Source organism: Pseudomonas sp. TTU2014-080ASC (assembly GCF_001446935.1).
GTDB lineage: Bacteria > Pseudomonadota > Gammaproteobacteria > Pseudomonadales > Pseudomonadaceae > Aquipseudomonas.
Genome location: NZ_LKKK01000011.1, coordinates 630,359 through 643,057, shown reverse-complemented (window position 1 = coordinate 643,057; position 12,699 = coordinate 630,359). Strand labels below are relative to the sequence as shown.

Sequence of the window (12,699 nt, the reverse complement as noted above, 5' to 3'; positions counted from 1 at the left end):
CACACGCATGGGCGGCTCAGCCGCCCTGCCTAGCCACGTACCAGCACTGCGCCCAGCGCGCTGATCATTTCTGCCAGAGCCTGGTGCTCGGCCTCTCCTTTTAACCGCACCTGCAAACCTTCAATCTCCCGGCGTACCGGATACTGTTTGCGAAGCGCATCAAACGCGGCACGCCGGGTGGCTGAGTCGCCCGTCAGGCTACGACGAAAATTGGCATCATCTTGGCGCGGGTCATACACCGCCCGACAAATTCCTGACAATGCCCAGTCTTGTGGTGTAGCCACATCCAGCACCAGCTCATGCAGCCAGGGTGCGGGCATCAGGGATTGCAGGTCGATACTGACCTCCAAGCCAGCAGCGCGACAGTAGGCCTGGTAAATTTGCTCGGTGCCACGCAACTTGCCATCCAAGCTGTAGCCGGCGATGTGCGGTGTGGCAATCTGACAGAGGGCCGCCAACTCCACATTGGCCTGCGGCTCGCCCTCCCAGACATCCAGTACCACACGCAAATCAGTGCGTTTATTCAGCAGCGCCAGCAGAGCCTGATTGTCCACGACAGGACCACGGCTGCTGTTGATCAACCAACAACCTGGCTTGAGGGCTGCCAAACGCTCGGCATTGAGCAGGTGGTGGGTCGGGTGCGCTCCGGCCTTTTCCAGCGGCGTATGCAGACTGATCACATCACAGCTCTCCAACACCTGCTGCAAGCTGACAAAATCACCGCCCTCGGCCGCCTCACGCAGCGGGTCGCACACCAGCACGCGCCAGCCCAAGCCTTTGAGCACCTTGACCAAGCGCCCACCCACTTGTCCTGCACCAATCACACCGTAGGTGCGCGCAGCCAGGTTGGCCGCCTGACGTTCAGCCAGAACAACCAAACTACCCAGCACATAATCAACAACCCCACGGGCATTACAGCCCGGTGCGCTGGACCAGGTGACTCCAGCCTCCGCGAGATACGGAATGTCCAAGTGGTCTGTGCCGATGGTGCAGGTGCCAACAAACTTGACGGGAGAACTCTGTAAAAGCGCCCGGCTAACTTGGGTCACTGAACGCACCAGCAACACATCGGCATCAGCCACACTGGCAGCGTCAATTGAACGGCCGGGCAAACGACGGATTTCACCAAAGCCCGCAAAGAACTCATCAAGAAGCGGAATGTTTTCGTCAGCAACGATTTGCATGGTACGGCTCCGAAAATGCGTACGGCATTCTAGCAGCCAGGGCTTGGCCTGGCTTGCTGCCCCAAACCTCTCCATGCGCTGAATGCATGTTATAAAGCGTGACCTGCTGCAATCCGACAAATCATTTCCTGACTACTTCGGCAAGAAGTAAACTGCTCGGCTTTCTGCCCGCAAACGGACACTGCCAGATGACTGCCCACTCACGCCAGGAACGCGTACGCACGGAGCTCAGCAAACTGCTGACGCTCGCTTTCCCCATCATGATTGCCCAACTGGCCAACACCGCCATGGGCTTTGTCGATGCGGTGATGGCCGGCAGGGTGAGCCCGCAAGACTTGGCCTCAGTGGCGCTTGGCAACTCAATCTGGATCCCGGTCTTTCTGCTAATGACTGGCACCCTGCTGGCGACCACAGCCAAAGTGGCCCGGCGCTATGGCGCCGGCGAATATGCCGAGATTGGCCCGGTGGTACGGCAAGCGCTGTGGCTGGGGCTTGTGCTGGGCATTGCCGCGGCGGCTCTGCTTTGGCATGCAGAGTTCGTTCTGCGACTGATGAATGTTGACCCTGAGTTGATTCCTTCGGCGATGGGCTATCTGCGTGGCGTAGCCTGCGGCTTCCCGGCGTTGGCGCTGTATTACGTACTGCGCTGTTTCAGTGACGGCCTAGGCTTGACGCGCCCGAGCATGATCATCGGCCTAGGCGGACTGGCCTTAAATATCCCGCTGAACTACATCTTCATCTACGGCAAGCTGGGTGTCCCGGCCATGGGGGGCGTCGGTTGCGGCTGGGCGACCGGTCTGGTGATGGTATTTATGTGCCTGGCCATGCTGGCATGGGTCAAATGGATGCCTAAATACGGCTCCAGTGGACTGTTCACCCGCTTTGACTGGCCGCAGTGGGCAATGATCAAACGCTTACTGACAGTCGGCCTGCCGATTGGCATTTCCGTGTTTGCCGAGTCCAGTATTTTCGCTGTAATCGCTCTGCTGATTGGCGGGCTCGGCGCGACAGTGGTTGCCGGACACCAAATCGCCCTCAACTTCAGCTCGATTGTCTTTATGATCCCGTACGCACTGGCTATGGCCACTACCGTGCGCGTCGGCCAGGCGCTGGGGCGTAATGATCCTCGCGAAGCCCGTTTCGCGTCCGGGGTAAGCATTGTTACAGCCCTCACCTACGCGTGTCTGTCCGCCACAGTTATGCTGCTGTTTCGCGAACCCATCGCACAGATGTACACGCCTGATCCAGCCGTAATCGCAGTGGCTGCGTCATTGCTGGTGTACTCGGCCATCTTCCAGTTTTCCGATGCCATACAGGTCACCGCAGCTGGTGCGCTGCGCGGCTATCAGGACACCCGCGTAACCATGTTCATCACCCTGTTTGCCTACTGGGGTATCGGTTTGCCGGTTGGCTACAGCCTTGGCCTGACTGACTGGCTGATTGAACCCAGCGGTCCCAAAGGCCTATGGGAAGGGTTGGTAGCAGGTCTGACCTGTGCAGCGCTGATGCTGTTGGTACGCCTCAAGCGCAGCGCCCGCAGACATATCTACGCCAAACAATCCACGTTAGCGTCCTGAGTTGAACCCCTAAGTCAGTCCGGGTGAACGGGCTGGGCTGCCAGTTCAGCCCAATACGCCTCTGACAGCCAATCACGGCCTGCCAACAGGTGGGCCATGTAATCCGCGCTGGGTAGCAACCCTTGCTCGCGGAATGCCGGGTTGGCGATATACACCCACGCAGGCTGCACGCCACCATCGATAACGATCGGCATACATTCGCGGCTATAGAAAACTGGCGTACCTTCGTAGTGATCGAGTTTGGTGATTTCCCGCTCATCCGCCAGCAGGTACAGCACACCTTCAACCGTGCCACACGGGTCATGGCAGATATTGGCGTAGGCACGTCCGGCAGCGCGGTTAGTGGCGCGTTTGTTAAAACACAAGCGATAGCCCGGCAACACCCCTGCCACGACCTCGACCACTGTCAACCCGCGCGCCTGCATGCGAGCGGGATTCATGTTCGAGCCATAGGCGAAGTACCAACGCATCAGTCGTTCTTTTTGCGGATCAGGTACAGATAGATGTCGCCCTCATCCACCTGCTCGACCAGTTCGTGGCCCAGGAACATGCAGAATTTGGGAATATCGCGGCGGGTAGACGGGTCAGTGGCGATCACCTTGAGCAAACCGCCAGCAGCCAAATCACGCACTTTGTTGTGCAGCATCATGACCGGTTCAGGGCAGTTCAGCCCGCTGGCATCAAGGGTGTCGTCTGGGGTAGCAGTACTTTGCAGTGGCATCAGATAGCTCCGGTAACAAGCCGCTATTCTGGCGGAAAGCCCCGGCGAATGACATCGCCGGGAATCAACGGGTTATTTGCTCAGACGTCGCAAGTGACAGGTGACTTCTTCACGATCGTGATAAAGCTGCTTGCAGGCGATGCTGACTTTGATTTTGCGTAAAGCAAAATCTTCACGCAGGCGATCCAGCAGACGTACCACTTCGGCGTAGCGCTGCTTCATGGGCAATTTCAGATTGACCACCGCTTCGCGACAATGACCACCGCCAATCCACTCTGCCAGCATGGCCGCCGTTCGCGCGGGCTTTTCCACGATATCGCAAACCATCCAATCCACCGGCTGCTTGGGTTTCCAGACAAAACCGTCGACCATCAGATGATTTACCAGCCCTGTGTCCATCAGGCTTTCTGCCATGGGGCCGTTATCGATCGCAGTTACCAGCATGCCACGCTTAACCAGCTGGTACGTCCAGCCCCCGGGTGCTGCGCCGAGATCGACCGCCGTCATTTCATCAGAGAGCCGCTCATCCCACTGTTCACGAGGAATAAAGGTGTGCCATGCCTCCTCCAGTTTGAGCGTCGACCGGCTGGGCGCTTCGCGGGGGAACTTAAGGCGTGGAATCCCCATCGGCCAAAGCGCTGAATTGTTCTGTTCGGCCTGGCCCAAGAACACTTCACGGCCACTCTTAAATGTCAGCAGCAGACGCGGCTTGCGCACATCATCCTGCAATTTGCCGGCCTTACGCAGCGCATTACGCAGCGGCACTTCAAACTTCTTACAAAAGGTGGAGAGTTCCTTGCCTTCGTTGGTGTCCAACACCTCCAACCAGAGGCTGCCGAACCCCGGAGCGACCTCAAGCTGCTCCAGCAGCACGCTGATGCGATCCTGTTCCGGCAGTTGAATAAAGCCACCCCACGCCCACTGACGAGCGAAGATCAACTCGCTGAACCGAAGCTCGTGGGTCAAACGCTCGGCCCCGCCTTCTTCCGTACAAATAAATTCAGCGAATGCCGAGCTAGGTTTGGCTTTGGCATAACCGGAAACCCCCAGACGCGCAGCCTGATCGGTGATTTCAGCGCATAACTCGTTTTCAAATCCGGCTCGGCAATGCAACAACAAGGTATTCATTCAGGTGCTCTCCTCAGGCCGTGAATAATACCTGACTTAAAAGACCTATCTGGTGACTGATTAGTCCCATAACAAAGTACTGTTGTACAATCTTTCAATAATGAGCTGCCGCTCCACCAGAGCAGCATCGGGCTAATTTGACGCGCACAAGCCTGAAACGCACACGCAGCGCTTTTTCTTATCTGCCTGCGATTACTCACTTAACGATTTATTCGTTTAAAAACCTAAACTTCCGCACGTTGCAGCCGAAGTATTGGTAACGTTCAAGGAATTTTTTTCGCTATGCGTAATAACCAACCTGTTACTCAGCGTGAGCGGACATTTCCCGCGCAGCAGCGCCTGATCTCCACTACTGACCTCAAAGGCCAGATCACCTACTGCAACGATGCCTTCGTTGATATCAGTGGTTTTACGCGTGACGAACTAATTCGCGCCCCGCACAACTTGGTGCGTCACCCGGATGTGCCTCCGGCTGTCTTCCAGCACATGTGGGAGACCCTGAAAAAGGGTCAGCCTTGGATGGGTATTGTTAAAAACCGCTGCAAGAACGGCGACCACTATTGGGTCAATGCCTACGTCACGCCGGTACTGGAAAACAATCAGGTGGTTGGTTATGAATCGGTCCGGGTCAAACCCACGCCGGAACAAATCACCCGCGCCCAAGCACTTTATGAGCGTATCAACAGCGGAAAATCGCCGATTCCCAAGCGAGACAGCTGGCTGCCGGTGCTCAAAAACTGGCTGCCCTTCATCCTGATCAGCCAGATCAGTTTTATGGTTGGTGCCTGGCTCGACTCCACCTGGGGCTTTGCGTTGGCTGCGATCCTCGCCGTGCCGCTGGGCCTGGCTGGATTGAAATGGCAGCAACGCGGCGTTGATAGCCTGCTGCGGGTTGTTGACCAGACAACATCTGACCCGCTGATCGCTCAGATGTACACCGACAGTCGCGGCAAACAAGGTCGTCTGGAGATGTCGCTGATCAGTCAGGACGCCCGCCTGAAAACCTGCCTGACTCGCCTGCAGGATACTGCCGAGCAGCTCACATTGCAGGCCCAGCAAGCTGATACGCTGGCGCACAACAGCTCCACAAGCCTTGAACGCCAGCGTATTGAAACCGATCAGGTGGCAACTGCCATCAACGAAATGGCCGCTACCACACAGGAAGTTGCCAGCAACGTCGCCCGCACCGCCACCGCCACTCAGGAAGCCAACCGCCTGACCACCGCAGGCCGCGTAATTGCCAGCGAAACCCGCGAGGCTATCCAGCGCCTGTCCGAATCAGTCGGCGATACCGGCGAAACTGTCACTCGGCTGGCTCAGGACAGCAACGAGATTGGTGGCGTCGTCGATGTGATTAAAGGCATCGCCGACCAAACCAACCTGCTCGCCCTCAACGCAGCCATCGAAGCAGCTCGCGCCGGTGAAATGGGTCGCGGCTTTGCTGTAGTAGCAGACGAAGTTCGCTCACTGGCTCAGCGTACCGCTGAGTCCACCGGACAGATCCACCAACTGATTGCCAAACTGCAGCGCACCGCAGAAGAAGCCGTGGCGACAATGGAAGTTGGCCGTCAACAGGCGCTGGAAGGTGTTGAACGCGTCCAGGAAGCAGATGAAGCACTGGCAGGCATCAGCGAGGCAGTCGCCAACATCACCGATATGACCAACCAAATTGCTGCCGCTGCCGAAGAGCAAAGCGCTGTAGCTGAAGAGGTTAACCGCAGCATTACAACCATTGCAGTGCTGGCGGATCAGACCGCTTCGGAAGCTCACGACACCGCAATGCTCAGCGAAGCCCTGACTGCGACTGCCAACGGCCAGTACGCACTGGTTGCGCGCTTTAACCGTTAAGCCTGCAGGGCTGTTACCCTTCAACCGGTAACAGCCCTGACACGCACTGCGCAAGGCAGTGCGCCCTTCCCGGCTTACAGATTCTCGTAACGGTTCATATCCAACACACCCGCCTCAACCGGCTCGTTCTGCTGGATGTAATCCGTCAGATCATGGAAGTAAAACCAGAACTGCGGATGAGTACGGCGAATTCCCCAGCGCTCAACCACACGTTCGAATGCTGCTTGGTCTCGCGCCCTCTCCATCACTGCTACAAACTCAGGGACCTGTGCAGCAGGCACATTGAACATGAAGTTCGGATAGCTGCTGAACACCCCCGGATAAATTGTCAGCGTGTCCAACGCAGGCTGATAACGGCGCTCCTCACCCAGCATGAAGGCTACGTTGGAGTGAGCGCGGTTGCGTAGCATGCTGTAAACCTCGCGTTTACCGTCTGGCAGCTCAACGCGAATCATGGTTGCCTCAGGGAGGTGGTCAATGACCTTCAGGCTAGCAGCCGGTTTACTGGCCAGGCGACTTAAGGCTTGCTCTGCATCCTGCTGAACAGGCTGTAAACCGTTCCGGTAGCAATAGGCACCGCGACAACGGTTGATTGGGTCTGGACGGGCATTGAGGCTGCCATAACGCTCCAGTAGTTTCTCGGCAAAAGCCGTCTTCGGGTCATGCTCCGGCAGCTTCAAACCGGTTTCGGTATCTGTGTCGATATCAACTGAATAGTCCAGCCACCACTTTAATTTGCCACTGTCCTGATACCAGTCATCAATATAGGTCTCACGCGCCCCTGGCGGCATCAAACGCAAAAAGTTGACCTCTGCACCATTGCGGATCAGATCGAAGTACAAACGCGTCTGCGCCTGATGCGACACATTGCCGAACACATCGAAGTTGACCACTAGCTGGTAGTAAGTGCGCTCAAACAGAGGGTAATCCATCAACCAGATGGTCTGCGGAATCTCCCCCACAAGGCCTTTGCGCACGGAGGCACTGTCATGCTGGCGGAATATTGTCAGCAGCGCATTGTCATTGCCGGCCCACAGGTGGGACCAGCTTGGATGAACATCGTCGGCGTACCGCTCCGTACGCAACTCACCATATTCATTGCGTTTGTTACGGTAGCTGCGCCACAAAGCTGGCAGATCAGTAATGCCATCCATCTGACCTGGCATGGCCAATAGCGGCTCGGCTTGAGCTCGGTAGTTTGCATCCGTAATAAACAGATCATGCGCCGGGTCCTGATAGATCACCCAGAAGTTGTCACGAATGACATCGGTTGCGATCTGTCCGCGACATACCGGACCACGGATAAAGGTGCGCGTGAAATATTCGGCATCGTCCAGCATGAACTGATAACGCGCCTGTGCAGGGATTGCAGAGAAGGTCTCAAACGGATTGGCGCGGCGCTGGATACCGTAACCAGGTACGGCGTCGGCCTGCCAGTCTGTGCCATGAAACAATGACTTGATCCGCTCCAGCTTGGCCGGACTCAGGGCATAGGTGATATGGGTTTTATGCACGATCACGCCTTGCACTGGAATGATCCGGTAATGGAAGTCAGTACCCGGATCATCATTCGGTCGGCGTGTGGCGATCAGATCAACCGGCTCACCGCTGGGCGTACGCGAGCGTACAACCTGAAAAAAGTGTTTGCTCTCACTCCCGGAGAAATACAGATGCGCCAGGAACAGGTGCTCATACAACCATCGCGACACCAGCGACTGACGGGCACCGGGCTGATTCAGAAACTTTTCCCAGATGGAAATTTGCCCGATTTCCTGCTCTGTAGCCTGTACTGGCTCCTGATCAACCACCGCCCCCTGCTGTAACCAGGTTTGTAAGGTCTGGTAATCCTCGGGCTGCAATCCTGTTACAGCGAATGGCATACCAGCCGCCGGATTTTTCGCGGCATAAGCACTGAAATCACCCGGCAACGGGCACTGATTTGTGCGATTGATTCCAAGCTCCAGGCTATCCGGCAGCTTCTTATTTGGGACTACAGGCTGACTGTGGCCCAATGTCAGCATGCGCGCCATTAATGATGCCTGGCTACTTTGCTGCTCAAGCACTGAATAGAAGCCTTTACGCTGCCAAGCCTCTGGTGAGTGAGCATCAACATAGAGACGTGTAGTGGCCTGCACCTTTGTACGACCACCATCATAAACAGGGATTTGATTAGCCCCACGCGCCGCCCCCTCTCCACTGCCCAGATTCAATTGGCACGGTGAGTCATAGCAAGCATGGCAGGCTACACAGTTGCGAGTAAAAATTGGCTGGATATCGCGGCTGTATGAAAGCGGTTGAGCGGCTTGCAACGGGCCAATGAAAAAACAGCAGATAAATAACACCAAGCGGTGAGGCATAGAACCTTCCTTGTATAAGACCAAAGTTGATTCTAGCCGGGCTTGCATAAGATGCACCAACTCCAACATGAGTGAAATTCATGCACACCACCAACACACGGAAAATCCATGCAGCTTTGGTATCATTCTGCGTCTTTGCTTTTCCTTCAGGTAGTTACTCATGTCCGACCGTACAGTCCGTCTTCAAGCCCTGCAAAAGGCTCTTACCGAGCGCATTCTGATTCTCGATGGCGGCATGGGCACCATGATCCAGAGCTACAAGCTGGAAGAATCGGACTACCGTGGCGAGCGCTTTGCCGACTGGCCACAGGACGTTAAAGGCAACAACGACCTGCTGGTGCTCAGCCGCCCGGATGTAATCGGTGCCATCGAAAAGGCATATCTGGATGCCGGTGCCGACATCCTTGAAACCAACACCTTCAACGCCACCCGCGTGTCACAGGCCGACTACGGCATGGAGTCGCTGGTGTATGAACTGAACGTTGAAGGCGCTCGTCTGGCCCGTAGCGTGGCCGACGCCAAAACTCTGGAAACCCCTGATCGTCCTCGTTTTGTCGCGGGTGTACTCGGCCCAACCAGCCGTACCTGCTCGATTTCTCCGGACGTCAACGACCCTGGTTTCCGTAACGTCACCTTTGATGAACTGGTAGAAAACTACACCGAGGCCACCAAAGGCCTGATCGAAGGCGGCGCAGACCTGATCCTGATCGAAACCATCTTCGACACCCTTAACGCCAAAGCGGCGATCTTCGCCGTACAGGGCGTATTCGAAGAGTTGGGCGTCGAGCTGCCGATTATGATCTCCGGCACCATCACCGACGCTTCCGGCCGCACCCTCTCCGGCCAGACTACCGAAGCCTTCTGGAACTCGGTGCGCCACGCCAAGCCTATCTCCATCGGCCTGAACTGCGCACTCGGTGCCAAAGACCTGCGCCCGTATCTGGAAGAGTTGTCCGGTAAGGCTGACACCCACGTATCTGCCCACCCGAACGCTGGCCTGCCGAACGCCTTTGGTGAGTACGACGAAACCCCGGCAGAAATGGCCGTTGTGGTTGAAGAGTTCGCAGCCAGCGGCTTCCTTAATATTGTCGGCGGCTGCTGCGGCACCACCCCAGCGCACATTCAGGCGATTGCCGAAGCGGTCAGCAAGTACAAGCCACGCGCGATTCCGGATATTCCGAAAGCCTGCCGCCTGTCTGGCCTTGAGCCGTTCACCATCGACCGCAACTCGCTGTTCGTGAACGTCGGTGAGCGCACCAACATCACCGGCTCGGCCAAGTTCGCCCGCCTGATCCGCGAAGAGAACTACACCGAAGCCCTTGAAGTCGCCCTGCAGCAGGTGGAAGCCGGTGCGCAGGTGATCGACATCAACATGGACGAAGGCATGCTCGATTCCAAAGCAGCCATGGTCCGCTTCCTCAACCTGATTGCCGGTGAGCCGGATATCTCCCGCGTACCGATCATGATCGACTCCTCAAAATGGGAAGTCATCGAAGCGGGCCTTAAGTGCATTCAGGGCAAAGGCATCGTCAACTCCATCTCCATGAAAGAAGGCGTTGAGCAGTTCAAACACCACGCCACCCTGTGCAAGCGCTACGGTGCTGCGGTGGTCGTAATGGCCTTCGACGAGGTCGGCCAGGCTGATACCGCTGCGCGTAAGAAAGAAATCTGCCAGCGCAGCTACGACATTCTGGTTAACGAAGTCGGCTTCCCGCCGGAAGACATCATCTTCGACCCGAACATCTTTGCCGTCGCCACCGGTATTGAAGAACACAACAACTACGCGGTGGACTTCATCGAGGCCTGCGCCTTTATCCGCGACCACCTGCCCTACGCCCTGTCCAGCGGCGGCGTGAGCAACGTGTCGTTCTCCTTCCGGGGTAACAACCCGGTGCGTGAGGCCATTCACTCGGTCTTCCTCTACTACGCGATCAAAAACGGCCTGACCATGGGTATCGTCAACGCCGGTCAGCTGGAAATCTATGACGAGATTCCAAAAGAGCTGCGCGACGCCGTAGAGGACGTGGTGCTCAACCGCAACAGCGGAGCCACCGAAGCCCTGCTGGCGATTGCCGACAACTACAAAGGCGACGGCAGCGTTAAAGAAGTCGAAAACGAAGAGTGGCGCAGCTACAGCGTTGAAAAGCGTCTGGAACACGCGCTGGTTAAAGGCATCACCACCTTTATCGTTGAAGACACTGAAGAGTGCCGCCAGAAGTGCGCCCGCCCGATCGAAGTGATCGAAGGCCCGCTGATGAGCGGCATGAACGTGGTCGGCGACCTGTTCGGCGCAGGCAAGATGTTCCTGCCGCAGGTGGTGAAATCCGCCCGCGTAATGAAACAGGCGGTAGCCCACCTGATTCCGTTCATCGAAGCAGAAAAAGGCGACAAGCCGGAAGCCAAAGGCAAGATCCTGATGGCCACGGTTAAAGGCGACGTGCACGACATCGGCAAGAACATCGTCGGGGTAGTGCTGGGCTGTAACGGCTACGACATCGTTGACCTCGGCGTGATGGTGCCTGCGGAAAAAATCCTGCAAACAGCCATCGCCGAGAAGTGCGACATCATCGGCCTGTCCGGCCTGATCACACCGTCGCTGGATGAGATGGTTCACGTTGCCCGTGAAATGCAGCGTCAGGGCTTTAACCTGCCTCTGATGATCGGAGGTGCCACCACCTCCAAAGCCCACACCGCGGTGAAGATCGAGCCGAAATACCAGAACGATGCCGTGGTCTACGTGACCGACGCCTCCCGCGCCGTGGGCGTAGCCACACAGCTGCTGTCGAAGGAAATGAAGACAGACTTCGTTGCTCGCACCCGTCAGGAATACGTTGAACTGCGTGAGCGCACCGCCAACCGCAGCGCCCGCACCGAGCGCCTGAGCTATGCCGACTCGGTGGCCAACAAGCCGAAGTTCGACTGGGCCAGCTACCAGCCGAGCAAGCCGACTTTTACCGGCGTGCGCGTACTGGAAAATATCGACCTCAATGTGCTGGCCGACTACATCGACTGGACGCCGTTCTTTATCTCCTGGGACTTGGCAGGCAAATTCCCGCGCATCCTCACCGATGAAGTCGTCGGTGAAGCCGCCACCAACCTGTTCAACGACGCACAAGCCATGCTGCGCAAGCTGATCGACGAGAAGCTGATCCGCGCCCGTGCTGTGTTCGGTTTCTGGCCTGCTAACCAAGTAGCCGATGACGATCTCGAAGTCTACGGCGAAGACGGCAGCACGCTGGCCACCCTGCACCACCTGCGCCAACAGACCATCAAGCCGGACGGCAAGCCAAACTTCTCGCTAGCCGACTTTGTCGCGCCGAAAGACAGCGGCATCACCGACTACGTAGGTGGCTTTATCACCACCGCCGGTATTGGCGCAGAAGAAGTGGCCAAGGCCTATCAGGAAGCCGGCGACGACTACAACTCGATCATGGTTAAAGCCCTGGCGGATCGTCTGGCCGAAGCCTGCGCTGAGTGGCTGCACGAGCAAGTGCGGAAAACCCATTGGGGCTACGCACCGGACGAACAGCTGAGCAACGAAGAGCTGATCAAAGAAGCCTACAAAGGCATCCGCCCGGCGCCCGGCTACCCGGCCTGCCCGGACCACACCGAGAAGAAGACTCTATTCGCCCTGCTCGACCCTGCGGCAGACTTCAACAAGGCAGGCCAAAGCGGCGTGTTCCTCACCGAGCACTACGCCATGTTCCCGGCCGCAGCGGTCAGCGGCTGGTACTTCGCCCATCCGCAGGCGCAGTACTTCGCCGTGGGCAAGGTCGATAAGGATCAGATCGACAGCTACACCGCGCGCAAACAGCAGGATCTGGCTGTAACCGAGCGCTGGCTGGCACCGAACTTGGGCTACGACAACTGATTATTCCGTTTCA

The 12,699-nt window shown here is 57.1% G+C and carries 8 protein-coding genes; 3 read left to right on the top strand and 5 right to left on the bottom strand.

Features of this window, described 5'->3' with window-relative positions:
• Window positions 1–29: 29 nt before the first annotated feature.
• On the bottom strand, window positions 30–1,184 hold the full coding sequence (pdxB, locus tag AO726_RS13420; RefSeq protein ID WP_058068565.1) for a 4-phosphoerythronate dehydrogenase PdxB: 1,155 nt from the start codon (window positions 1,182–1,184) through the stop codon (window positions 30–32).
• 188 nt (window positions 1,185–1,372) lie between these two features.
• Here pdxB and AO726_RS13415 point away from each other — a divergent pair, with 188 nt between their 5' ends.
• Window positions 1,373–2,761 (top strand): MATE family efflux transporter, encoded by a 1,389-nt coding sequence (locus tag AO726_RS13415; protein ID WP_058068564.1) that lies wholly within the window; start codon window positions 1,373–1,375, stop codon window positions 2,759–2,761.
• Between the two features lie 14 nt (window positions 2,762–2,775).
• Here the strand turns inward: AO726_RS13415 and AO726_RS13410 are convergent, their stop codons facing one another.
• From AO726_RS13410 to rlmM, 3 genes are all read right to left on the bottom strand, one after another.
• A complete protein-coding gene (locus AO726_RS13410; protein WP_058068563.1) occupies window positions 2,776–3,231 on the bottom strand; it encodes a gamma-glutamylcyclotransferase family protein in 456 nt (151 codons plus the stop codon).
• Window positions 3,231–3,482, bottom strand: a complete 252-nt coding sequence (gene tusA, locus AO726_RS13405; protein ID WP_058068562.1) for a sulfurtransferase TusA — start codon at window positions 3,480–3,482, stop codon at window positions 3,231–3,233. The genes AO726_RS13410 and tusA overlap by 1 nt, the downstream gene beginning before the upstream one ends.
• Before the next feature lie 72 nt (window positions 3,483–3,554).
• A complete protein-coding gene (rlmM, locus tag AO726_RS13400; RefSeq protein WP_058068561.1) occupies window positions 3,555–4,610 on the bottom strand; it encodes a 23S rRNA (cytidine(2498)-2'-O)-methyltransferase RlmM in 1,056 nt (351 codons plus the stop codon).
• 282 nt (window positions 4,611–4,892) lie between these two features.
• Here rlmM and AO726_RS13395 point away from each other — a divergent pair, with 282 nt between their 5' ends.
• Entirely contained in the window at window positions 4,893–6,458 is a 1,566-nt protein-coding gene (locus AO726_RS13395; protein WP_058068560.1) for a methyl-accepting chemotaxis protein, read from the top strand.
• Between the two features lie 74 nt (window positions 6,459–6,532).
• On the opposite strand, the gene AO726_RS13390 is transcribed toward AO726_RS13395, so the two are convergent.
• Complete coding sequence (locus AO726_RS13390) at window positions 6,533–8,815, bottom strand: fatty acid cis/trans isomerase (protein WP_058068559.1); 2,283 nt, start codon at window positions 8,813–8,815, stop codon at window positions 6,533–6,535.
• A 160-nt stretch (window positions 8,816–8,975) separates the two neighbouring features.
• Between AO726_RS13390 and metH the strand changes: the two genes are divergently transcribed.
• Complete coding sequence (gene metH / locus AO726_RS13385) at window positions 8,976–12,686, top strand: methionine synthase (RefSeq protein WP_058068558.1); 3,711 nt, start codon at window positions 8,976–8,978, stop codon at window positions 12,684–12,686.
• Window positions 12,687–12,699 lie beyond the last annotated feature (13 nt).